Raw genomic sequence first — 24,925 nt, 5'->3', positions numbered from 1 at the left:
AAAAGGGGAAACCGGGGTGTCGAATCTCCCCTCCACCACTCTATTTCAAGGCGGCTTCCATATCCTCCAGCATCAGCTGGGTGCTGGTGAATCCGCCGGCAGTGATATACCAAACTTCAGGATTCAGGTAGAAAATCTTTCCATTCTTAAAAGCATCGGTTTGCTTCAGGATGTCGTTCTCCACTGTGGAAACCGCATCCACCTGTCCGCCCACTACTTTGGAACGGTCAATGACAAAGAGATTCTCCGGATTCTTTTCCAGAATATATTCAAAGGTAACACTCTGACCATGGGTCGATGCTTCGATCCCCTGATCAGCCTCCTGATAACCCAGGGCATGATGGATGAGACCGAATCGGGATACCGCGCCATAGGCGCTGAGCGTCCCTTCATTGGCCAGAATAATGAGGGCGTTCTCCTGCAAAGCACTGACTTTTTCTTTCATGGTGCTGATCTTTTCCTGAAGGGTGGATGCCAAGGTTTTAGCCTCCGCTTCCTTCCCGAAGATTTCGCCTAAAAGGGTCAGATTTTTCTCCACAGAGCCCATATAGTCGGCGTTGTCCACGGCAATATACACCGTAGGAGCAATTTTGCTCAGTTCCTCATAGGCCGCTGCGGTGCGGGTGGAGATGAGAATGAGATCCGGAGCCAGGTTGTAGACTGCTTCAAAATCAGGTTCCTTCAAGGTCCCCAGATCCGCATAAGCCTCTCCATCATAAGTCTTCAGAAACTCTGGCAAGGTGGCTTTGGGAAGCCCTGCCACATCCACCTGGAGATTATCCAGAAGATCGAGAAGTCCGTAGTCAAAGACCACGACTTTCTCCGGCCGTCTCGTCAGTTTGGTTTCCCCCAGTTCATGGGGGATGGTCAGGTTAAAGGACTCTTCCTGAGGGGTTTCTCCCGGTGTTTCCCCCGGGGTGAAAGCTTTCACCGACTGGCCGCAAGCGGTGACGGTGAGGAGCGTGGTGAGAAGAAAGGCAGAAAATAGGATCTTTTTATTCTTAAACATGGTTACACCTCGTTGTTTTCAATTATTGTCCGATGGAAGCTTTAACGGATTTGGGGCAATGCTCAGGAAATCGCCTGAATATAGGGTACTGGGGGCACGGGATCCCCATAATAGGTACAGATCCTTTTCCCGCCCAGCTGATGGACCTCAAACTTCATGTCATAGAGGTCACTGAGCACCGCACTGCTGATGATGTTTTCCGTCACATCATGGTAGCGGATCTCTCCATCCTTTAGGGCCACAATGCGGTCCGAGTAACAGGATGCAAAATTGATGTCGTGGATGACGATGAGGACGGTTTTTCCCAGTTCTTCCACAATAGATCGGAGGATTTTCATGATCTCCACGGCATTTTTCATGTCCAGATTGTTCAGCGGCTCATCCAGGAGGATGTATTCCGTGTCCTGGGCGATGACCATGGCGATGTAGGCCCGCTGCTGCTGCCCGCCGGACAGCTCGTGGAGATAACGGTTTTCCAGCTCCTCCAGCTTCATATAGGCCAGGGCCCGGTTCACCATGGCGGTATCCTCCTCGGTGAGATTTCCCCGGCAATGGGGAAATCGGCCAAAGGAAACCAGTTCCCGTACGGTGAGGCGGACGCCCACGGCATTATTTTGCTTTAGAATGCTGATTTTTTTCGCCAGCTCACTGCTCTTCCACGCCTTCAGGGAAATCCCTTCGATTTGAACATCCCCCCCGCTGGCGTCCATAAGTCGGGAGATGATGGAGAGCAGGGTACTCTTTCCGGCACCGTTGGGGCCGATGAAGGAGGTGATCATTCCCTTCTCCACTTGAAGCGTAACCCCGGAGACCACTTCTTTCGTTCCGTATTTCTTCGTGAGATTTTTCATTGAAATCATAGCCGATTCTCCCTTATAAGCAGAAAGATGAAGTAGAGGCCCCCCACAAAATTGATCATGACACTGATGGGGGTGTTGAAGTTGAAGACCTGTTCCACCAGAAACTGCCCCAGAACCAGCGCTGCAGCGCTAATGAGCATGGATCCCCACAACAGAATCCGGTGCCGGTAGGTTTTCAGAAGTTCCCGGGCGAGATTGGTCACCAGGATCCCCAGGAAGGTAATGGGCCCCACCAGGGCGGTGGATACGCCAATGAGCACTGCAGAAAGAAGAAGCATGCGCTGAACCAAAACCGGATATGCCACCCCCAGGTTCACCGCATTGTCTCGGCCCAAACTGAGCACATCCAGTTCCTGAACATGGCGGGAGATTATGAAGAGGCACAGAAGGATCAAGCCTGCGGCAAGAGTCAGGACACGGGTGTTGATGTTGTTAAAGCTGGCAAACAGCTGTCCCTGGAGAATGAGAAACTCATTAGGATCCAGAATCGCCTGGAGATAAGAGGATGCGCTGCGCAGGAGGGTCCCCAGGACAATGCCCACAAGGAGCATGCGGTAAAGATTTCCCTGAACCTTTTTCAGCACCGTTCGCAAAAGGAGGACGCTGAAGAGTCCCATGAGGAGGACAGAGAAGAGGAACTCGCCTGATCCGGAGGACTTTTCCTGCAGGGTGGCCCCCCCAAAGAAAAGCAGGGCGGTCTGAATGAACACATAGAGACTGTCCAGCCCCAGCACACTGGGTGTCAGGATCCGATTTTCGGACACCGTCTGGAAAATCAGACTGGCTGACGCGATGGAGAATCCGGTCAGGATCAAGGCCGTCACCTTGGGGATCCGCCTGGACAAGGCGTAGGCGGAAATGCCCGAAGAGGCGTCATGGAAGAGAAAGATCCCTGTCCCCACGAGGAGAAGCAGCGTTAAAAGCAGAAGTTTTTTTCTCATGGGGTATCCCCTCCCTTTAGCAATAGATAGAGGAAGATGATCCCGCCCAGAACCCCCACGGTGAGGGAAATGGAGATTTCATAGGGATAGATGACCCATCGACCCAGGATATCGGATAAAAGGAGGAACACGGCTCCCAAGAGCAGCGTCGTGCTCAAATTCTTTCGCAGGTGATCGCCGTAAACCATGGCCACAACATTGGGAATAATGAGCCCCACAAAGGGGATATTGCCCACGGTGACCAGGACGGCGCTGGAGATGAGGGCCACGATACCCAAACCCAAGTTGACCACCAGTTCATAACGAAGGCCCAGGTTTTTGGCAAAGTCCTCCCCCATGCCAGCGATGGTAAACTGATGGGCAAAAAAATAAGCCAGGATGACCAAAGGGATGGTGATGTAGAGAATTTCATACCGGCCTTTGGTGATCAGGGAAAAACTGCCCTGGAGCCAGGAGTTCACATTCTGGACCAGATCAAACCGGTAGGCCACAAAGGTAGTGACGGCATCAATGAGGTTGCCCAGCATGATGCCCACCAAAGGAATCACGATGACATTCTTCACCTTCACCCGCCGAAGAATCATCATAAAGAGGAAGGTGCCTGCCAGGGCGAAGAGGAAGGCCACGGCCATTTTCCCCATCATGGGGGCTCCCGGGAGAAACAGCATCACCAGAAGAATCCCAAATTTCGCCGAATCCATGGTGGCTGCCGTGGTAGGCGAGACAAACCGGTTTCGGGTAACCTGCTGCATGATGAGTCCGGAAATGCTCAGGGCCATGCCGGTGATGATCACGCTGAGAAGACGTGGGATCCGGCTCAGCAGGAGCACCAGGATTTCCATTTCCCCGCCGTTCCACAGATCCTGAAAGGAAATGCTTTTGGCGCCAAGGAAAAGTGACAAAACAGAAAGGATCACCAGCGCAAACCCTAATTTTTGCGTCTTCATGGCTGATAATGGTTTGCACATGCCATTATGTTTGACACCTCACTTCTTGTATTGCTATAATTGAACATGACAAAATTGATAATCATTCTCATTTATAATATCAGGAATGCCCATGATTATCTTTTGGGTGATTTGTTTTTTTATCACGATTTTTGGGTAAACGAAAGGAGAGGTTCACTTTGCTCATCGAAAGGAACCCCAAAGAGGTGGCGGAGGATTTTTATGCCAGCACATTCATCCCCTGCAGTGCCTATACAATTGAAGGAAAACTGCTTTTCAGCGGTGGTGATCATTATCAATACGGCGATCATGGGATCATCGCCGATCTCATCGATAAATTAACCCAGCAGAACCCCTACGCCTCATTAACCCTCTCCAATGCAGAAGGGTTTAACTATACAGCCTATCAGTGCAACCAGCTGAAACCCCAGGACGGTTTTCTCGTCGTCGGCCCCTATGATCAGTATGATGTTCAGCGGATCTGTGATGCCGATATTTGCTACTTCCAGAATCTTCATCTGGAGGTTCAGGCCCTGAAGCCGGAGCCCTGCCAAAAGAGCGGCTGCGCCGCCTGCTATAGCTTGAATGTCCGCCGGGCCATGAACTTCATCCATGCCCATTATCGGGAAAACATCGGCCTTAATGATGTGGTGAAGGTGCTCAAGCTCAACAAGAGCTATTTCTGCACGCTGTTTAAGCAGGAAACTCAAATGACCTTTACCCAGTATCTCAATGCCGTTCGGGTGGAGAAAAGCAAACGTCAGCTCCTCCATGGAGACAAGTCAATCCTGGATATCGCCTTAGCCGTGGGCTACACCAGCCAGAACTACTTTACCATCATGTTCAAGCGTATTACCCAGATGACCCCTTTGGAGTTTCGCCGGAAGGCATTGGCTTAGTTTATTTTCTACATTATACCGGAAAGATTCTAATTTGTAACTATTATCATTTAAGATTTAATGTTTTATTTTCTTCTACTCCTTCTTTTCTTTCTCTTTCCCTTAGCAATCCCTGCCTAGCAGCTCTCCCCTCTCCTCCCTGGGTGTGCTACAATAAAACCAAACTACAGAAACCAATGGAGGAATCAACATGAAGCGAATCTTTGATCTCGATTATGCAGACTACTTCACCATCCGGGGAAAAGAACTGCTGGAAACCATCCGGACCAGTGAGGGCCGAACGCTTATGGCGGAAACCATCATCACCACTTTCCCGTTGCTGGATGGGATTTCGAACCCGGAGACCGCTGCCGCCTTCAGTGCGGATATGGTGACCCTGAACACCTTCAGCTTTGATGCCCCCTTTATCTTCGGTTATGACGATAGGGATTTCTCTGCTTATGGAAACTTAGCTGGCTACGCGGAAAAGATTGGAGAGAAGGTTAATGCGAACCGGGTGGATCCCGACTATATCCGAAAGTTTAAGCGCATGCTGGGCCGTTTTATCGGCGTGAACCTGGAACCGGTACCCGAAGGCAGCGATTATCCATCGGGTCTTCACTGCTCCGAAGAAAATCTCATGCGGGTGAAGGAGCTGGGCTTTGACTATATTGTCATCACGGCAAACCCGAAAACCGGAGTCACCAGTGAAGGAATCCGTCAGGGCATCCTTCGGGCGAAAAAGATTCTCGGTGAAGACACCGTCATTGTGGCCGGAAAAATGCATGGTGCCGGTGCCGGAAACATTTATGATGAGTCCGTCATCGAAAGCTTTGTCACCGCAGGCGCAGATATTATCCTCCTCCCTGCCCCCGGCACGGTGCCGGGATTTACGGTGGAACGGGTGGGAAAGTTCGCGGAGATGATTCACCGCCATGGAGCCCTGGTACTCACCACCGTGGGCACCAGCCAGGAAGGGGCCACCGAATCCTATATTGAGCAGGTAGCCCTCATGGCCAAGATGGCTGGGGCGGACATTCAGCACAGCGGTGATGCTGGAGTCTCTGGTATGACCCCTCCGGAAAACCTCATGCGCATGTCCATCACCATGCGGGGTAAGCGGCATACCTATCGCCGCATGGCCCGTTCAGCCCATCGCTAAAAAAAGAAAATCTGTGCAACAAAAATCTCTTGCAGAAACACTGCAAGAGATTTTTTGTTGTGAGGATTCCTTACGAGGGGAAGCCCACAAGGAGCAGATTGCCCACGACCCCCATCACCGCGCCCAGAAGGATCAGCACAATGAGGTCAAAGCGTTTCCAGAGCTTCAGCACAAAGCCCGTCACAAAGGCCGCGGCCGCCACAACGCTGAGACCGGAAAGGGAGATCACGCCCCCTTCAAAGAGGGAGCTTTTAAACATGCTGATGGCAGCGATGGCAATGAGGCCAACAATGCCGGGCTTCAGCCCTTTGAGCATCTTATCCAGAAATCCGATCTTCTTGTCGCGGAAGATGAAGAACGCTAAGATCATCATGAGGATAAACTGAGGGGTTACATTTCCAAGGGTCGCCACAATGGCTCCCGGGATTCCCGCCACTTTGGTGCCCACAAAAGTGGCGGAGTTGATGGCGATGGGGCCTGGCGTCATCTGGGAGATGGAGACCAGATCTGTCATCTCCTTCATGTTCAGCCATCCCCGCTCCTCCACCACAAAGCGCTGGATCAGAGGAAGAACCGCATAGCCGCCGCCAAAGGCAAAGGCTCCGATCTGGACAAATACCCAATAAAGTTCAAGCAGTGCCATCATCCTACTTCACCTTCCCTTCGTCGACCAGGGTGAAGGTTAAGAGTCCCAGCAGGGCCAGGGAGAGAATGATGAGAATGGTGTGGATCTTGAAGAAGTAGCTGGCCACAAACGCCCCGATCATGAGGGTGAGGGCAAAGTAGGTGTGCTTCTTCAGCGCCGCTTTCCCCATATCGAAAACCGTGAGGAACAGCACGGCGCTGATGACGCCGCCCATACCCAGAAGGGCCGATTTCACCCAAAAATTCGTAGAAAAGGCCTCATAGAAATAAAAGATCACCGTAATGATGATGAGACAGGGAAGCACCGAAGCCAAGAGAGCGCTGATGGCCCCTTTCCAGCCCCGGAGACGATAGCCCGTGAGCAGTGAGGTACTGATGGCCATGGCCCCTGGGCCGCTCTGGGCCAGGGCCACGAGGCTGAGCATCTCCTCTTCGTCGATGAGCCCCTTCTTCTTCATGAACTCATCGCGGATGACGGGAACGATGGTGTACCCTCCGCCAAAGGTGAAGGCATTTATTTTAAAAAACGTGAAGAATATTTCCCACAACGAAATCTGTTTTTTCATGTTACCTCCTAATATAGCGCCACATTGCTGTCGGTGCGGGACTCGGTCCCTACGGCGTAAACCCCGTTATCCAGCTTTAGGATGATCTGCCCCCGGCCAAAGTGGGTGCGGTCTTCCTCCACCTGCACATCGTGCCCCCGAAGTTTGAGCTCCTCGATGATCTGGGGATCAAACCCGGGTTCCACTTTAAAAGTTTTTTCCCGAATCCACTGCCACCTCGGTGCATCCAGGGCCATCTGGGGATTTTCCTGGAAGTCGAGAAGATGGGATACCACCTGGAAATGCCCTTGGGGCTGCATATATCCGCCCATGACTCCAAAAACACCCACGCACTGTCCTTCCTTCAGCAGCATCCCGGGGATAATTGTGTGATATGTCTTTTTTCCTGGCGCAAGACAGTTCACATGATTTTCATCGAACTTGAAATCCGCTCCACGATTTTGCAGAGAAATTCCGGTATCCTTCACCACAATCCCGCTGCCAAAACCCATGTAGTTGGACTGGATCATGGAGACCATGTTCCCCTCCTCATCGGCGCAGTTAAGATATACGGTTCCGCTGGTATACGGGTCATCAGCGCTGTGAATCCGCGCATCTTCAGTGATCTGACTGAACCGTTTCTTCCCGTACTCCGGGGAGAGAAGTGCCTGAGGGTCCATGTTCATGAGCTTCGGATCGGTTATGTAGTGCATCCCATCGGCGAAGGCCATCTTCATGGCTTCAAACATGTCATGGTAGTAGGCGGTATCGATTTTCTTCACTTCCCGGTTCTGGAAAATATTGAGCGCCATGAGGGCCACCATCCCTTGTCCGCTGGGGGGGAGCTCCACCACGTCATAACCGCGGTAATTCACAGAGAGCGGTTCCACCCAGGCGGATTCAAAGGCTTCCAGATCTCTCTTTCGCAGATATCCTCCGTGGGTGATCGAATCCTTTTCAATCTGTTCGGCTAGTTCTCCTTTATAAAAGGAATCCCCGTTGGTTTCTCCGATGAGACGGAGAGTTCGGGCGTGGTTAGGCAACTTTACAATCTCAAAGGGTTCCGGAGCTTTTCCATTAAACGAAAAGGTCTTGAACCATTCTGCATACTCCGGTTTATCGCCAAAAAGCTCCACATACCGGTCATAGGCCTGCTGCCACATCTTAGCAGTGTTGGGTGCCAAGGGGAAGCCTTTTTCCGCATACTCGATGGCGGGCGTTAGGCATTCCAGAAGGGTCAGTTTTCCAAAACGGCGAGAAAGACTAGCCCATCCTTTCGGTGCTCCCGGTACCGTCACCGGTGTCCAGCCGTGGACCGGCATTTTGTCGTGACTCTTCTTCACCGCATCCAGGGAAATCCCTTGGGGTGAAGGACCATTGGAGTTCATTCCATAGAGTTTGCTGCTCATCCACACCAACGCAAAGTTATCGCTGCCGATGCCATTGGCCGTGGGTTCCACCACGGTAAGGCATGCGGCCGTGGCAATGGCGGCATCCACAGCATTGCCCCCCTTCTTGAGCATATCCAGTCCAGCCTGGGAAGCCAGGGCATTTCCAGTGGCTACCACGCCGCGGCGAGCGCTGAGGGTCAGTCTTTGGGAAGGATAAGGTTGATGATGGGGATTAAAAAACATCGTTGTCCTCCTTAGTGCAAATCATGCTGTCATCCGAAGATGGGAATAATTCCACCGTCCTCAGCCCCTGGGGCCAATGACACAGTATCATTATAACGCATTCCCGGGGAAATGTTCCTGTTCTGAACGTTTTTCCCCCTCAACTTCCCCGAGCCATGGACTTCGCCGAACCATTTTTCAAGAATTTCTCCTTCATCCGATAAGAAAGCAGGCAGCCTCCCGGGCTGCCTGCTTTCTTATCCCCTCGAATTAATAGAGTTTGGGGACCACAGACTGAAGGGTCTGTTCCTTATTGATCTCACTTTCCTGAAAACTGTGCAGATAATATTGCATATAGAGAAGGTCAAGCAAATACAGCTGTGCCACTTTGGCGGAGGTGGAACCGCCCTGGAAAGGACCTTCCATGGCTCCCGTCAGGAGCACCACATCGGCATATTCCGCCAGTGGAGACTTCTGGTACCGGGTGATGGCAATAACCTTGGCCCCTGATTTCTTTGCCTCCATGGCCACTTCCACTGTATCCTTGGTTTGGCCGGAAAAGGAGATGATCACGGCCACTTCCTTTTCGCCCATGAGCGATGCCGTCATGGCTTGCAGATGGGAGTCAAAGGTGCAGCTGCTCTTGTTGGTGATTCGAAGAAACTTAATATGTCCCTCCAAAGCCGTGGTGTAGGAAGCACCTACCCCAAAGAACCGGATATGGTCTGCAAAAAGCAGATAACCGGCAGCGGTTTTTAGATCCTCATAATCGAGAAGCGAATAAGTGTTTTCAATGGCCGAAAGATTGGCATTCTTTACCTTTTCGGAAATCTCCTCCAGCGAATCTCCCTCATGGATGCTGCTGTAAATCTTCTGACTGCTCTGATCTTCGCTAATGCTGTTGGCTAAAGCGATCTTAAACTCCTGATAGCCCCGAAGTCCCAAGGTTTTACAGAATCTGAAGATACTGGCCTCTCCGGCACTGCAGGCATCGGAAAGCTCGGTGATGGACATGTACATGATCTTTTCCCGATGGCTCAAGGTATAGTCCGCGATCTTTTTCTCGGATTTCGTAAAGGTGTTATAGAGCGTTTCGATGGTGGAATAGATATCATTGATTTTCAACGGTTGCACCTCCCTTCCCTACTTTAGCACAGCAAACCGCCTTTATTGAACTGCAGCGATAAATCTTTTTGCGATTTCCAGAGGACGGGTGATGGCTGAGCCTACCACCGCGGAAAAGACTCCCAGCTTCATCACTTCCCGCAGCTCTTCCGGTGTGGAAATTCCGCCTTCCGCGATGAGGGGTGTGCTGATCTTCTCGACGATTTCCTGCATCAGTGCCAGATCCGGCAGGGGCCGGTCCTGGGTATACGCCGTGTACCCCGCCAGGGTGGTTCCCACAAAGTCAAATCCCAGCTCGGCTGCGGTTTTCGCTTCCTCAAAGGTGGAGCAATCCGCCATGAAGAGCTGCTGCGGATATTTTGCCCGAACCTCGGGGAATAAGGTTTCAATGGTAGTTCCATCAGGTCGCACCCGCTTTGTGGCATCCAAGGCAATGATATCTACCCCTTCCTGAGCCAGGGCATCAATTTCTGCCATGGTGGGAGTGATAAACACGGGATTGTCCCCATAGACCTTCTTGATGATGCCGATGATGGGCAGATCCACAGTTTTTTTGATCTCCTGAATGTCCTCCACACTGTTGGCGCGGATGCCCTGGGCTCCCGCCAGGGAAACGGCATAGGCCATTCGGCCCATGATATAGGAACTGTGGAGGGGTTCATCCGGCAGTGCCTGGCAGGAGACCACGACCTTTCCCCGGATAGCTTCCATAATTTCTTCTCGACTTCTCATATCTTCGCTAAATGCTACCTCCTTTAACGGGACAAAGATCTCCATGCCCCCTTGGAGCATGGAGACTTCCTCATCCGGTTTACTTTACCTTATTGATCTCATTTTTTAGGATTTCAGCCAGGGCTCCATAAACCACCTGAACCCCATTTCCTTTGCGGAAGACACCCTTTGCCTTGAGCTTGGATTTCCATGTGGCATCATCGGCCACTTTGGAGGCATCTTTCACCGTAACGCGAAGACGCGTGATGCAGGCGTCCACTTCGGCCAGATTCTCCCGACCGCCCAGGGCTTCAATGACTTCTTCGATATCCATGTCTTTCATCATGGCATCTTTCTTGGAGTAGAGCTTTACCTCTTCCTCCTCGCCACGACCCGGTGTTTTCAAGTTGAACTTCAGGATCAGGGTCTTGAAGACATAGTAGTAAATCAGCGCAGTGGGGATTCCCAAGATCAGGATCCAGATAAAGTTGGTCTTGGCATTTCCCTGGATCAGTCCGAACAAGGTAAAGTCGATGATTCCGCGGGAGAAGGTTACCCCGACGGCGACTTTCAGTGCATACAGAATAGCATAAGCCAATCCTTCCAGCAGGGCATGGATTCCATAGAGAACTGGGGCCACAAAGAGGAAGGTAAACTCAATGGGTTCCGTGATTCCGGTGAGGAAAGAGGTCAGCGCTGCGGAAAAGAGCAGTCCGCCTACCATTTTCTTTTTCTTGGAATCCGCCGTATGATACATGGCCAGGGCTGCTGCAGGAAGACCGAACATCATGGGGAGATAGCCTCCCATGAAGTACTTGGTGCCTTCTGGGCTGAAGCGAAGGGTGTTGGGATCAGCCAGCTGCGCAAAGAAGATGTTCTGTCCCCCTTGAACCAGCTTTCCCGCCACTTCCATTTCCCCGCCCAGGGATGTGAACCAGAACAGGGGGTAAATGGCATGATGAAGACCGAAAATATTGAGAAGACGCATGAAGAATCCATAGAAGAAAATTCCCACAGGTCCTGTTTTTCCAAAGAACTCCGCAAAAGTGGAGATGCCCAAGTGGATGTAGGGCCAGATGAAGGGAATGATGGCACCAATGATGCTAGCCGCCAGCACACTGATGATGGGGACAAATCGGACACCGGAGAAGAAGGACAGGGCTTCCGGCAGCTTCTTGTCGTAGTACTTGTTGGTCAGCACTGCCACAACAATTCCGATGATAATGCCGCCCAGAACGCCGATTTTCACGGAGAACATGCCCAGCTCATAACCATAGACATTGGACTGCTTAGCTGCTTCCAGCACAGTCATGCCCTGGGAGAGGAAATAATCCGCCGTGGTGGTGGCTGGAGTATGGCCCAGGAAGCCGAGAACTTTGCCGATGACCGAGTGCATAACCACAAAGCCAATGGCGGCAGAAAGTCCGGCAGCACCCTTTTCCTGCATGGCGAGCCCGGAAGCAATTCCCACGGCAAAGATCAGGGGAAGACTTCCGAAAATAACATTTCCGATGGTTCCCATGGTGCTCAGGATGTAGTTCAGTATGGTTCCTTCGCCCAGGAGCCACTGCAGACCATAGGTTTCAATCATCAAGCTGTTGGTGAAGGCAGCACCGACACCCAGCATAATACCAGCAATGGGCAGAACCGCGATGGGAATCATAAATGATTTTCCAAGACGCTGAAGCTTTTCAAACATAATAGACCTCCAAATAAAAATTGATTATGGCGAGATGACCTATTCGTCATCCATGTTTTGAGATTACCATTTCTGTTTATCGGTTTCAATACATTTTGGAAAATATTTTCATAAATATATTCTTAACGAAAATTATTGCCAATCCTCTTTCCTGATCCAAATCTTCTTAAACATCAGGATAGCCCCTGGAATAGTCTATAGTCACCGCTACTCCCCTATTTTTTTATGTTACCGTCTGCCGCAATTTCCCCTCAACAAGATAAACCTAGTAAAAAGATGGCAAATCATTTTTCCCCAAAAGAAAAAGCCCCCGAAGGAGCTTGTATCCGTGGTACTCGTAAGTCTATAAGCTGAGTTCCGTTTTTGAAACAGGTGTTAATTTCCTGGAATATCCTATCCGATCAATCCCCAGTAACCCATTAAAATCAATGCTTTGATGTAGTTCATTAACTGATGAGGACTTCCCGAAATATATTAAAATTTCCCCAAGGCGGAAAAAAATCTCAAGAAAAACCCCAAATTCGCCTGTCTTGTGGTCGTCATCATCAATGTCGGTGGAGACGATTGAATCATCATAACTACGCAATAATCCCAACTGGTGGTGTCTGATATAGCGTTCCTTTGATCTCTTTTCCGATTGGTATTTTCGCTTGTACTCGCCGATATTCTCATCCCGATTAATTTACCTGACCGATGAAACCATCTGCAATGCAACTGTTCTACAGTTCATTCAGCCTCCTTAAGCTAAAGAACAATAAGACTCCTGAAGTCGTGGCAGAAATAAGATCAGCAATGGGCTCTGAATAAAATATACCGATAACACCAAGAAAATGCGGAAGCAACAGCGCTAATGGTATCAAGATAAATACCTTTCTTAAAAGAGCAATGAACAAGGATTTACGGGCTTGTCCAGTTCCGACGAAAAACATCTGCGCAGACATTTGGATTCCAAAAAGCCAAAGCCCACCCATGAAAATTGGTAGTAGCTTTGATACTAATGCGATCAGTTCACCATTCGGGGTAAAAACTCCAGCAAACAGGTGCGGAATGAACAAGACCAAAACATAATAGCAAAATGTTGTTCCGAACGTTACCCGTAAAGATAGTTTCATCACTTCTTTTACTCGATCAAACCGGCCTGCCCCATAATTATAGCTAATGATAGGTTGCACCCCCTGTGTGAACCCTTGAATAGGAACAATCACTAATTGCATCACACTTTGCATAATCGTCATCGCTCCAACGTAAATATCACCGCCATAGCGTAATAATCCAGTGTTGAACACAATCAGGATTGCTGATTCTGTAACTTGCATTACAAACGAAGAAACGCCTAAAGAGACGATTTTCTTTGCGATCTCAAAATCCATCTTCAAGCATTTTCTTTTGATTTGAATTACTGATTTCTTCGAAATCAGGAAATGCATGACGAAAGCGGCACTTAGCGCCTGGGATAGTACAGTCGCTATGGCCGCACCGCTAACCCCCAGATGAAAGCCGAAAATTAAGATCGGGTCTAAAATAATATTCGTAATCGCTCCAATTAATACAGATGTCATGGCGATCGTCGATTGTCCTTGGCATGTGATAAACAGATTAAGTCCCAAGGCAAACTGTACAAACAGCGTTCCTAACAAATATATGCTCGTATATGTGTTCGCGTATTGATAGGTGCTATTGCTGGCTCCAAACATATAAAGTAACGGTTTCTTAAAAACAAACACTGTTATCGTTAAGAAAACAGAGATGATCGTCAGTATTACCACACCTGTACCTAAAATCTTTTCAGCTTCTTCCTTATGATTTCGTCCTAAGGCAATTGCAGCCAGAGGTGCGCCTCCGCCACCAACAAACATGCTAAATGCTGAAATAATCAAAATCAGCGGTGCGCTACACCTAAGCCTGTCAATGCAATGGATCCAATTTCATCAATATGTCCTACATACATACGATCCACAATATTGTAAAGGACATTGATGACCTGGGCAATGATCGTAGGTATTGATAAGCTCCGCATCAATGACCCTATTTTTTCAGTACCCATTCTAGATTTCTGTTCCGTCAATTTTTTTTACTTCCTTTCATGCCTCATCTCTTCAGTATTTCTCTGTTTTTTAGCTAGCCTCTAACCGGCTGCAGCTGTCATCCAATGATCGAACTGCGTATATACCCGCTTTCCCCAAAAAACATACTCTCTAATGATAACATATTACGATCTTTATTTTTGTCTTAATTTGCATGATGCTAGGTATATTCCATCTTCATCTATTCTCAAGGACTAACAACCCTACAAGCAGTTTATTCTCTTCTATATTCTATTTTTTCTTGGCAAATCGGATTTTTCCCAAAAGAAAAAGCCCCGCAAGGGGCTATTTTCAATGGTGCAAGTAAGTCTATAAGCCGAGTTCTGTATTTGATAATCATCTATCTAGGCCATACATTTCTGTATGGCTCCAGCGGCGCACCCGGAGACGAGACGAGCAGCCTCTACATGTCCCTCTATTCGGCCTTGCATCAAGTGGGGTTTACATAGCCGCAAAGTCACCATTGCGCTGGTGAGCTCTTACCTCACCTTTCCACCCTTGCCCCTTACGAGGCGGTATCTCTCTGTTGCACTTTCCTTAAGGTCACCCTCACTGGGAGTTACCCAGCACCCTGCTCTACGATGCTCGGACTTTCCTCTCCTGACATAGTCAGCAGCGATTATCTGGCTTACTTGCTAAACCATGATACCAGAAGTTCTGGCATTTGTCCAATGAACCTTTCGCTCGGAGATCCGAAACCAAACGATCGAATGGCCGTTAAATAAACTTGAAGGGATCCCGCTCCACTTCGCTGAAATAGACGGGAAGTTCCCCATGACCGGCAATAAACTCCTTGACCATGCGTTTCATCAGGTTATAGAACACCTGCTGCTCCGAGGCAAAATGCCCGGGATCCACCACGGCAATCCCCTGTTCCTCCAGCTCCTGCACATGATGATAGGTGGTGTCCCCCGTGAGGATGCAATCCGCCCCTTCAGCCACGGCTTTTTTGAAATAACTCTGGCCGCTGCCGTTGATGATGGCCACCCTTCGAACAGTCTGGTTGAGATCTCCGGAATAACGAAGATTCTCTATCCCCAGAACCGTTTTGGTTTTCTTGATGAAGTCCGACAGTTTTACCGCCCGACGGAGATACACCATGCGTCCGATCCCGGAATCGTAGTCAAAGGAACACTGATCCAGAATGTCAAAATCAATGTATTCAAACATCCGGACTAAAGTATCATTCATTCCATCCTTCACCGAGTCCAGATTCGTGTGTGCCGCATAGACATTGATCCCACTGCGAATCAGTTCAATGATTTTTCGGCCCTGAAGATGAGAATCCGTGATCGTGGACGGTTTGACAAAAAGCATGGGGTGGTGCGAGACGATGAGGTTCGCTCCCAGTCTTTTTGCTTCCCCAATGACGGCATTGGTCGTGTCCATGGAGAAGAGGATTCCCTGAATAACATCTTCCTCACTTCCCACCATGAGACCCACGTTGTCATAATCTTCCTTGTAGGATACGGGCGCATGCGATTCGATCAGTTTCATGAAATCCCTAACCAGCACAGTCATCTTTCAATCTCCTTAAATCCTTTATTCGGGCAGTCAGCACTTGCTGCCTGATTTGCGCACTTTCTGAGTTTAGCTCTAGCTTGGCTAAAATCGCTTCCCCTTCCCGGATCTTCTCCTCGAGAAAATCCGGAAGCAAGGGATCTTGGTTTTGGATCAGCCGTTCCCCCACGAGATAGTTTACGTATTCTGCCATTTTTTCCGGATGATCACAGTAGCAGACGAGAAACGCCTCATAGAAACGCCGCTCCTCCCGGATGAGCGCTTCATCCAAAATCGTGAAGGGTCCGTTATACAGGTATTCCCGAAGCACCTCCGGATTCTGAGCCGGCTGGAGCAGGAGAAAATCCAGTTCCTTCACCACAGACAAGTCTTTTTCCAGAAGGTCCCGGGTGAGTACCCCGCCCATCCCCGCAAGGACGGCACCATTCACGGGAAGCCCTTTCAGGGTTTCCAGACCGTTTCCCAGGGTAAACTGCATGTTGACCTTTACCCCGGCTTCTGCTGCATTCATTTTCGCTTTGTCCAGGGGACCCACTTTATTGTCGGAGGCAATGCCTGTTTTGATTTTATTCTGACGGAGCAGTTCGATGAGAACATAACCGTGATCGGTTCCGATGTCCGCCACCACATCCGTTGGGGGAATCATATCCACAATCTTCATTAGTCTAGGGCTTAAGTCCATAATCTCTCCTCAATATGCTTTACTCAGTTACATTCTAACATAGATTTTACACAAAAATGGCGATGATTGTGCTCGCCAAAGAAAGGATCAGAAAAAAAGTCACCGCCACGGGGAACGCCATGACGCGGTAATAGTACACCCGGTCCACCCGGGAGTACATGCGGGCAAGAATAAAGGTTCCCACCGACAGGGCAAAATTCATCAGGGCATAGAGGATCATTCGGTCCACGTACACCCGAGCCGGAATATAGGAGAGAATATCTGCATTCAGACGGCCCACGGCGATAAACGGAGGAAGAAAATGCAGATAGAAAAGAACGATGGGAACTTCCACTATCAGGAGAATCAGGATGGAGTTAAAGACAAAAATTTTCCGCATTTTGTTTTCGCTCTCCTGGAGATCCTTTTCCAGGACTTCCCGTACACGGAATTCTTCCCGCACATGCCGTTTTCGTAGCTCTTCCATAAACGCATCCGGATTCTCCGGAGAAATGGCATAATTGCCTTTTTCCGTTCCAAAATAGATGGCTTTCTTGGAACTGGTAATATACATTTTTACTTTTCCGATCCCTTCAATGTATCCTTCCCCCACAGAAAAACGCTTGCTGAAAAGCCCTGTCCATCCGCTTTGGTTGATCAGGGTAATCCGCTGGGTGCAATAGACAATTTCCTCCAAAGAAACACGCTCATCGGTGAACTTAAATCCGGTTCCGATGGTGATGTGCTTTTCCCCGATCCGGTACTGCAGGGTATGGAGAAAAATGGAAATATAGGCGGTGTAAAGAAGCGCCCCTAAAATGATGATCATCATGAGACTTTTGGTCAGCACATCTTCCGCACTGCGCAGAATGCTTCCCGCAAAGATCAGCAAAATCAGGACAAAAAAGAATAGGTTTTGAAGAAAATTCGACTTCTCCGGTTTGAATGTCATCATCGATCACCTACTGCCATTATAACACAGGACCATGGCTCTGCTCAGTCTGTTTCACGTTTTCCTCCATGAGAAAAGGCAGCCGAAGCTGCCTTGTTCATCCCTAATCGAGATAGTCTTTCAGTTTTTTGCTGCGGGAGGGGTGACGCAGCTTACGCAGCGCCTTGGCTTCAATCTGCCGAATTCTTTCTCGGGTCACATTGAACTCCTTGCCCACTTCCTCCAAGGTTCTGGAACGGCCATCATCCAGTCCAAATCGAAGTCTGAGCACCTTTTCCTCCCGAGGAGTCAGGGTGTCCAGAACGCTGATGAGCTGCTCCTTGAGCATGGTGAAGGCTGCGGCCTCTGCCGGGGCCAAGGCATCATCATCCGGAATGAAATCTCCCAGATGGCTGTCTTCCTCTTCACCGATGGGAGTCTCCAGGGAAACAGGTTCCTGGGCGATCTTCATGATCTCCCGAACCTTCTCTGGAGGCATCTCCATGATTTCCGCAATTTCTTCCGGCTGGGGAGCTCTCCCCAGTTCCTGCAGGAGCTGTCTTTCCACGCGGATCAGCTTATTGATGGTTTCCACCATATGAACAGGAATACGGATGGTTCTGGCCTGATCGGCAATGGCACGGGTGATGGCCTGACGGATCCACCAGGTGGCATAGGTGGAGAATTTGAATCCCTTGGTGAAATCAAACTTTTCCACGGCCTTAATGAGGCCCAAATTTCCTTCCTGAATCAGATCCAGGAACAGCATTCCTCGTCCCACATATCGCTTGGCAATGGAAACTACCAGCCGCAGGTTCGCTTCCGCCAGCTGCTTGGCGGCTTCTTCATCGCCCGCTTCAATGCGCTTGGCCAGGGCCACTTCCTGATCTGAGGTCAACAGCGGAACCTTACCAATCTCCTTGAGATACATTCGGACGGGATCATCGATGGCTACACCTTCGGGAACGGAAAGATCCACTTCAGTCTCTTCCTCTTCCTCTTCCAGGTCGCCCATGATCTCGATGTTCAGCCCTTCCAGGGTCTCATAGATTTTATCGATTTGATCGGGAGTCAGATCAATCTCCTGAAGCTCATCGAGAATTTCCTTCTCGGTGATGCTCCCGCTCTTTTTTCCTTTTTCGATGAGGCGCTTAACCACACTCATCTGGAACTCTTTATCGTGGACCTTCTTCTCCGGCTTATCGGAAGAATCGTCATCGTCCTCCAAGGCAACTATTTCATCCTCGGCTTCCACATCCACAGCCTTTTCCGCTTTCACAGCTTTTTTCTTTCCCGTTTTCACAGGCTTAGCCGCCGATTTTTCTTCCGGCAGAGCGTCATTCATCTCCACCTCATCTGCTGCAGGCTTTGCCTTCTTGGTTTTTTTAACCGGCTTCACTGCCGCTTCCTTCTCCAGGGTTGCCTCTTCTGCCATCACCTTTGTTGTCTCTTCCCCCTGAGGCTTTGTCGTTGTCTTTTTCTCCTTCTTCTCCGCTGCCATTTCAATACCTCCCTAATGTCTTCTGAAGCTCGATGAGCTTCATGGCCAGTTCCAAGGATTCCTTGGTCTGCCCTTTTTTATCCAGTTCTCGGATGTCTTCCATCAGTTTTTTCTGACTCATGAGATTTTTATAGTGGTTGATGGTTTTCATGAAATCATCGATGAGGATATCCACATCAATATCAGGAATCTCCACCATTTCCGTGATCATGGTCCACTCTTTGGAGGACTCCAGATCCCTGCAGCGGCTTTCCACATGGGCCCACACATTGTCCGGGGGACCCTCATAAGCCATGAGGGTGTCAAAGATCCGCTGGTGACTCTCCAGGACAAAATCCTCCCGGTGCAGTCTTGTCCGCGCATAGGCGCTTCCCAGAGCAAGAATCTTCAGCAGGGCCCGTTCCGCCTTCACGTGGGCCGATTCCATATGCACCGGCCGCTCCATGGTCATGATTTCCAGGGGACGATTTTCTTCCGTGCCGCCCTTCATGAGACTGAGGAGGGTGCTTTCGGCAATGCCGGTGTCTTCGCTGACCTTCTGCAGATACACATCCTTTTCGATGGGATCCAGCTCATTCAGAATCTCCACCACCTTGCGGGCATAGCTGATTCTTCCCTCTTCCGATCGAAGATTCAGGCCTTCTTTGGCTTTTTGCATCTTATAGTCCACCAGGGGGAGCGCATGATCCAAGAGGGCTAAAAAACTGTCTTTTCCCTCGGACTTCACAAAATCATCGGGGTCTTTCCCCTTGGGGATCAGCACCACCTTCACCGAAACGCCCTCTTCGCGAAGAATGTCCAGTCCGCGAACCGTGGCCATCTGCCCGGCATTGTCAGCGTCATAGCTGATGTAGACTTCTTCGGCGTAGCGTTTCAGGAGCCGGGCCTGAATTTTTGTCAGGGCCGTGCCCAGGGATGCCACCACATTTTTGATGCCTGCCTGGCTGAGACTGATGCAGTCCATGTACCCTTCCACAATAATCAGGCTTTTCTCCTTGCTGTTTTTCAGCGCAAAGTTCAATCCGTAGAGATTGGTGCCCTTGTGAAAAATGGGGGTTTCTGGGGAGTTCAGGTATTTGGGTTTTGAATCATCCATAACTCTTGCGCCAAAGGCGATGACCCGTCCCCGCTGATCAAAAACCGGGAAGATCACCCGGTTACGAAACCGGTCATAAATCTTTCCCTTTTCGTTTTTGGTGGCTAAGCCGCAAAGAACGATATCTTCCTCCCGGAAATTCATGGCCTTCAGGTATTTCAAAAGGCTGTCCCAGGAATTCAGAGCAAAGCCCAATCCAAAGGTTCGGATGGTGTGATCCGTCATTCCCCGCTGATAAAGATACTGGCGAATTTCTGGCTGATTCTGCAGATTCTTGAAGAAAAAACGCGCCGCTTCCACATGCATTCGGTAATAAATGTCCTGCCGGTCTTGGGCCCGCTTTCGCTCGGGGCTTTCTTCCAACGTAATGTTCGCCCGCTCGGCCAGGAACTTCAAGGCTTCGTGAAACTCCAGATTCCGGTGTTTCATGATGAAGGTAATGACGTTTCCGCCTTCCCCGCAGCCAAAGCATTTAAAAATCTGTTTATCCCGGGTCACGCTGAAGGAGGGGGTTTTCTCACTGTGAAAGGGGCACAGCCCCCAGTAATTCCGTCCAACCCTCTTGAGTTTCACGCTCTCAGAGATAATATCCACGATGTCGTTGCCTTCTTTGATTTTTTCAATTATCTCTTCAGAGATGTTCAATTATATCACCCTTTTCTCTCATCCCAAATGAATATTATAACATTAATGTCAGTAAATAACAATTTTGGGAACATAGATCTGGTTGAAGGTGATGATGGCATAATCATCGGTCATTCCCGCGATATAGTCCGCCACAGCCCGGATCTTTCCTTCTTCTTCCGCGATGGCCCCATAAAGTCCCGGCATCGCCTCCACATGTTCCAGGTAGTAATCGAAGAGTTTGTGCAGGACAAATTTTGCCTTATCCCGCTCCTCTTTAAGATGCTCTCCCGTGTAGATTTTTTTGAACAGAAATGCCCGGAGGCCGTAGAGGGCGTCAAAAATATCCTCTTCCAGTTCCACCTGGAGAACTCCTTTTTCCAGATTGCTGTTGGTCCGGTCCACAATGTTTCGAACCAGGGTATCAATACGTTTGCTGTGTGTTGTGCCCAGCATCTGGATAAACTCCTGGGGAAGATCCTCCATGTACAAAAGACCTGCACGAATGGAGTCGTCAATGTCATGATTGACATAAGCGATCTTGTCGGCAAAACGGGCGATCTGCCCTTCCAGCGTTTCCGAAATGGTACCGCTCTTGAGCCCACTGTGGTGGAGGATCCCATCCAACACCTCCACGGTGATGTTGAGTCCCTGGCCGTCTTTCTCCAGCTTCTTCAGCACACGGACGGACTGCTCGTTATGTCGGAAGCCCTCCGGGATCCGCTCTGCCAGAACTTCTTCGCCGTTGTGGGCAAAGGCCACATGACCGATATCATGCCCCAGGGTGATGGCTTCCACCAGATCCTCATTGACCGAAATCCCCCGGGCAATGGTCCGGGCAATCTGCGAAACTTCCAGTGTATGGGTGAGCCTTGTACGATAGTGGTCCCCGGAGGTCTTAATATAGACTTGCGTCTTGTGCTTCAATCGCCGAAAGGATTTGGAGTGGATGATCCGGTCGCGGTCATGCATAAAACAAGTGCGGTACGAGTCCAGTTCTTCAAACCGCTCTCTTCCCCGGGAGTTTTTCGAGAAACAGGCCTGGGGGATCAGGGTCAGTTCTTCATGTCGTTCAATTTTTTCTCTAACCGTCAAAGTAACACCTCCATGCTTTCATTATTCCACATATCTTTCCTTAACCCTTTAATTTCATAGAAAGTGGTATAGCACAATACTATTTTAGTTATTTCTTCTTATTCTATACCACAGCCTTCCCTGGGCCTACTCCCTTGATCGTGCTCTTTTCCAAAGGGGCAGACTTCCTTGGCGAAAAAAGGGTCCTGTTTTCCCTTTCGGGGAAACAGGACCCTTCTCATGACCTCTATTCCGAAATCCGGTGTACATCCGGTTTCCGGAATGAGGATTTATTTTTTGCGGGGATTCTTTACTTCAGCCTGCGCTGCAGCCAGTCTGGCCACGGGCACGCGGAAGGGGGAGCAGGATACATAATCCAGTCCGATGTTGTGGAAGAATTCCACGGAGGAGGGATCTCCACCATGCTCTCCGCAAACGCCCAGCTTGAGGGTTGGCTTTTCGCCTCTTCCCAAGGTAACGGCGGTCTTCACGAACTTGCCTACGCCATCCTGGTCCAGTTTGGCAAAGGGATCAAAGTCGTAAATCTTCTTTTCATAGTAGTGCTTCAGGAAGGTTCCGGCATCGTCTCTGGAGAAGCCGAAGGACATCTGGGTCAGATCGTTGGTGCCGAAGGAGAAGAAATCAGCTTCGGTGGCAATCTCATCCGCAGTCATGCAGGCTCTGGGGATCTCAATCATGGTTCCCACCAGGTACTTCAGCTCTGCGCCTTGCTCCGCGATGATGGCATCGGCGGTCTTCACCACGATGTTCTTCACGTACTTCAGTTCCTTCACTTCACCCACCAGCGGGATCATGATTTCTGGAACAATATTCCAGCCCATCTCAGCGTTAACTTCCAGGGCAGCCTCAATGACCGCTCTGGTCTGCATCTCGGCGATTTCCGGATAGGAAACGGCCAGACGGCATCCACGGTGTCCCATCATGGGGTTGAACTCATGAAGATCCGTGATGACGCCATTGAGCTCATCGGTGGTTACATTCAGGGCTGCTGCCAGCTCTTCAATTTCCTCGGGATGGGTGGGGAGGAATTCATGCAGTGGTGGATCCAGGAAGCGGATGGTCACCGCACGGCCTTCCATGGCCTTGTAGATTCCCTTGAAGTCGCTCTTCTGCATGGGCAGGAGTTTCTCCAGGGCAGCCCGGCGAGCTTCCTCGGTTCTGGCCACGATCATCTGTCTCATGATGAAGATTCTGTCCTCAGCAAAGAACATATGCTCCGTACGGGTCAGGCCGATGCCTTCTGCACCGAACTTCACCGCCTGGGCGGCATCATGGGGAGTATCGGCATTGGTTCTGACCTTCAGGCTGCGGATTTCATCAGCCCAGCCCATGAAGGTTCCAAAGTGTCCGGAGATTTCCGGTTCCACGGTTTCAATCTTGCCCTCATAGACGTTTCCGGTGGATCCGTCCAGAGAAATGTAGTCCTCTGTGCCGTAGACCTTGCCGTTTACCGTCATGGTCTTCTTCTTTTCGTCCACCTTGATGGCTCCAGCTCCGGCTACGCAGCATGCGCCCATGCCACGAGCTACAACGGCAGCGTGGGAAGTCATTCCGCCACGGACGGTGAGAATGCCTTCTGCGGCGATCATGCCTTCAATATCTTCCGGTGAGGTTTCCTGGCGAACCAGTACCACCATTTCGCCGGCTTCATGTCTTTCTTTGGCTTCCTGTGCGGTGAACGCAATCTTACCCGTGGCAGCGCCTGGGGAAGCGGGAAGTCCTGTGGCAATGACGGGATGGTTCTTCATCTCTTCCTGATTGAAAGCGGGGTGAAGAAGCGTATCCAGCTGCTTGGGATCCAGCATGAGAATGGCTTTTTCCTTGGTGGTCAGACCTTCTTCAACCATATCCACAGCAATCTTCAGCGCTGCCTGGGCAGTTCTCTTGCCGTTACGGGTCTGGAGGAAGTAGAGCTTTCCTTCTTCAATGGTGAATTCCATATCCTGCATATCACGGTAGTGATTTTCCAGGGTATTCACGATGTCCATAAACTGCTTGTAGGTTTCGGGCATCTGCTTTTCCAGTTCTTCAATGGGCGATGGGGTCCGGATACCGGCAACCACGTCTTCGCCCTGGGCATTCATCAGATACTCGGCGAAAATCTTCTTCTCTCCGGTGGCAGGGTTTCTGGAGAAGGCTACGCCTGATCCTGATGTATCTCCCTTGTTTCCGAAGACCATTTCCTGAACATTTACAGCGGTTCCCCAGCTGGAAGGAATATCATTGAGTCTGCGGTAGACGTTGGCGCGGGGATTGTCCCAGCTGCGGAATACGGCCGTTACAGCCTCGATGAGCTGCTCACGGGCATCCTGGGGGAAATCGGTTCCCTTCTGGCTTCGGTAGAATGCTTTAAACTGAAGAACCAGTTCCTTCAGATCTTCGGCAGTCAGTTCCGTATCCAGATGAACGCCCTTGGCTTCCTTCATTTCTTCCAGAATGGCGTCAAAGTCCTTCTTATGGATTTCCATGACCACATCACCGAACATCATGATGAATCTTCGGTAGGAGTCATAGGCAAATCGCTCATTGTTGGTTTCTTTGGCCAAAACTTCTACAGTTTTGTCATTGAGACCCAGATTAAGAATGGTGTCCATCATGCCAGGCATGGATGCTCTGGCACCGGAACGCACGGAGACCAGCAGTGGATTGACTTCTCCACCGAAGGTTTTTCCGGTGGCAGCTTCCAGCTGACTCATGGTGTGATGAATTTCATTGATAATTTCCGGAGCTATGACCTTGTCGTCATCATAGTATTTATTGCAGGCTTCTGTAGTGACCGTGAATCCCTTTGGAATTGGAATTCCCAGGTTCGTCATTTCTGCAAGATTGGCGCCCTTACCTCCGAGGAGGTTTTTCATGGATGCGTCACCTTCATGAAAAAGGTAGACATACTTCTTTGACATAGATTTCCCTCTCTTTCAATGATTGATTGATGAACTTTGACTTGGGACCCGAAACTCGGCGGAATACAGATTTCTCTCTCTTTCTGTATACCAAAATCCCTGTACATTATAACACAGGAGCCCCGTAAAATGTATATGATTTCATCGGATTTTCATATTATTAACTTATGTTGTAAAACAAGGGGGTTAAACGACTTCAGACTGTGCTAAAAACCCGACTTTGACAGTTTCTTTAAGACATCTGCGACGAAACCCCTGATATCCCAAAGAAAATCAGGGGTTTTCTTATTATTTCTCTTGTTGTATACGGTTGTATATGATATAATAAGGTATGTTTGTAAAAGTAACCAAGAATCGCGAAGGCATTCAGTATG

The 24,925-nt window shown here is 49.8% G+C and carries 20 protein-coding genes and 1 other RNA gene; 2 read left to right on the top strand and 19 right to left on the bottom strand.

Annotated features, from left to right (window positions below; genetic code table 11):
* Positions 1-40 precede the first annotated feature (40 nt).
* The 4 genes from KCG48_RS03165 to KCG48_RS03150 form a co-directional block, all read right to left on the bottom strand.
* Positions 41-1,009 carry a siderophore ABC transporter substrate-binding protein gene (locus KCG48_RS03165; protein WP_211799855.1) on the bottom strand — a complete coding sequence of 323 codons (969 nt, stop codon included), beginning with the start codon at positions 1,007-1,009 and terminating at the stop codon, positions 41-43.
* Positions 1,010-1,071: 62 nt separating this feature from the next.
* Complete coding sequence (locus tag KCG48_RS03160) at positions 1,072-1,869, bottom strand: iron ABC transporter ATP-binding protein (protein ID WP_211799854.1); 798 nt, start codon at positions 1,867-1,869, stop codon at positions 1,072-1,074.
* Positions 1,866-2,810 (bottom strand): iron chelate uptake ABC transporter family permease subunit, encoded by a 945-nt coding sequence (locus tag KCG48_RS03155; protein ID WP_211799853.1) that lies wholly within the window; start codon positions 2,808-2,810, stop codon positions 1,866-1,868. The genes KCG48_RS03160 and KCG48_RS03155 overlap by 4 nt, the downstream gene beginning before the upstream one ends.
* Complete coding sequence (locus tag KCG48_RS03150; protein ID WP_211799852.1) at positions 2,807-3,757, bottom strand: ABC transporter permease; 951 nt, start codon at positions 3,755-3,757, stop codon at positions 2,807-2,809. The genes KCG48_RS03155 and KCG48_RS03150 overlap by 4 nt, the downstream gene beginning before the upstream one ends.
* A gap of 179 nt (positions 3,758-3,936) precedes the next feature.
* Here KCG48_RS03150 and KCG48_RS03145 point away from each other — a divergent pair, with 179 nt between their 5' ends.
* Both KCG48_RS03145 and KCG48_RS03140 read left to right on the top strand, forming a co-directional pair.
* Complete coding sequence (locus KCG48_RS03145; RefSeq protein ID WP_211799851.1) at positions 3,937-4,656, top strand: helix-turn-helix transcriptional regulator; 720 nt, start codon at positions 3,937-3,939, stop codon at positions 4,654-4,656.
* A gap of 190 nt (positions 4,657-4,846) precedes the next feature.
* Entirely contained in the window at positions 4,847-5,797 is a 951-nt protein-coding gene (locus KCG48_RS03140; protein WP_211799850.1) for a DUF7916 family protein, read from the top strand.
* Positions 5,798-5,867: 70 nt separating this feature from the next.
* Here KCG48_RS03140 and KCG48_RS03135 read toward each other — a convergent pair whose 3' ends face one another.
* From KCG48_RS03135 to ppdK, 15 genes are all read right to left on the bottom strand, one after another.
* Positions 5,868-6,443 carry a chromate transporter gene (locus KCG48_RS03135; protein WP_230976983.1) on the bottom strand — a complete coding sequence of 192 codons (576 nt, stop codon included), beginning with the start codon at positions 6,441-6,443 and terminating at the stop codon, positions 5,868-5,870.
* A gap of 1 nt (position 6,444) precedes the next feature.
* A complete protein-coding gene (locus KCG48_RS03130; RefSeq protein WP_211799849.1) occupies positions 6,445-7,008 on the bottom strand; it encodes a chromate transporter in 564 nt (187 codons plus the stop codon).
* Positions 7,009-7,016: 8 nt separating this feature from the next.
* Positions 7,017-8,621 carry a gamma-glutamyltransferase family protein gene (locus KCG48_RS03125; protein ID WP_211799848.1) on the bottom strand — a complete coding sequence of 535 codons (1,605 nt, stop codon included), beginning with the start codon at positions 8,619-8,621 and terminating at the stop codon, positions 7,017-7,019.
* Positions 8,622-8,870: 249 nt separating this feature from the next.
* Complete coding sequence (locus tag KCG48_RS03120) at positions 8,871-9,725, bottom strand: MurR/RpiR family transcriptional regulator (RefSeq protein WP_211799847.1); 855 nt, start codon at positions 9,723-9,725, stop codon at positions 8,871-8,873.
* Between the two features lie 42 nt (positions 9,726-9,767).
* On the bottom strand, positions 9,768-10,457 hold the full coding sequence (locus tag KCG48_RS03115; protein ID WP_211799846.1) for an N-acetylmannosamine-6-phosphate 2-epimerase: 690 nt from the start codon (positions 10,455-10,457) through the stop codon (positions 9,768-9,770).
* 79 nt (positions 10,458-10,536) lie between these two features.
* Positions 10,537-12,135: a PTS transporter subunit EIIC gene (locus tag KCG48_RS03110; protein WP_211799845.1), complete on the bottom strand. Its 1,599-nt coding sequence runs from the start codon at positions 12,133-12,135 to the stop codon at positions 10,537-10,539.
* Between the two features lie 719 nt (positions 12,136-12,854).
* Entirely contained in the window at positions 12,855-13,991 is a 1,137-nt protein-coding gene (locus KCG48_RS03105) for an MATE family efflux transporter (RefSeq protein WP_331000366.1), read from the bottom strand.
* Positions 13,992-14,515: 524 nt separating this feature from the next.
* Positions 14,516-14,854: RNase P RNA component class A (gene rnpB, locus KCG48_RS03100), an RNA gene on the bottom strand.
* Positions 14,855-14,936: 82 nt separating this feature from the next.
* Positions 14,937-15,716, bottom strand: a complete 780-nt coding sequence (locus KCG48_RS03095) for a Nif3-like dinuclear metal center hexameric protein (RefSeq protein WP_211799844.1) — start codon at positions 15,714-15,716, stop codon at positions 14,937-14,939.
* A gap of 7 nt (positions 15,717-15,723) precedes the next feature.
* Positions 15,724-16,422 (bottom strand): tRNA (adenine(22)-N(1))-methyltransferase, encoded by a 699-nt coding sequence (locus KCG48_RS03090; protein WP_269142397.1) that lies wholly within the window; start codon positions 16,420-16,422, stop codon positions 15,724-15,726.
* A 46-nt stretch (positions 16,423-16,468) separates the two neighbouring features.
* The gene (locus KCG48_RS03085; RefSeq protein ID WP_211799842.1) at positions 16,469-17,356 is read right to left on the bottom strand and encodes a PH domain-containing protein; all 888 of its coding nucleotides are present in this window, start codon (positions 17,354-17,356) and stop codon (positions 16,469-16,471) included.
* A 100-nt stretch (positions 17,357-17,456) separates the two neighbouring features.
* Entirely contained in the window at positions 17,457-18,560 is a 1,104-nt protein-coding gene (gene rpoD / locus KCG48_RS03080) for an RNA polymerase sigma factor RpoD (RefSeq protein WP_269142402.1), read from the bottom strand.
* A 274-nt stretch (positions 18,561-18,834) separates the two neighbouring features.
* Positions 18,835-20,574, bottom strand: coding sequence for a DNA primase (gene dnaG, locus KCG48_RS03075; RefSeq protein ID WP_211799841.1), 1,740 nt, complete (start codon positions 20,572-20,574; stop codon positions 18,835-18,837).
* Between the two features lie 48 nt (positions 20,575-20,622).
* Complete coding sequence (locus KCG48_RS03070) at positions 20,623-21,648, bottom strand: deoxyguanosinetriphosphate triphosphohydrolase (protein ID WP_211799840.1); 1,026 nt, start codon at positions 21,646-21,648, stop codon at positions 20,623-20,625.
* A gap of 269 nt (positions 21,649-21,917) precedes the next feature.
* Positions 21,918-24,551, bottom strand: coding sequence for a pyruvate, phosphate dikinase (gene ppdK / locus KCG48_RS03065; protein WP_211799839.1), 2,634 nt, complete (start codon positions 24,549-24,551; stop codon positions 21,918-21,920).
* Positions 24,552-24,925 lie beyond the last annotated feature (374 nt).

Origin of the sequence: Proteiniclasticum sediminis (genome assembly GCF_018128025.1) — a bacterium.
Lineage (GTDB): Bacteria > Bacillota > Clostridia > Clostridiales > Clostridiaceae > Proteiniclasticum > Proteiniclasticum sediminis.
The sequence above is the reverse complement of the archived record's forward strand: the minus strand, read 5'-3'. Positions and strand labels throughout refer to the sequence as shown.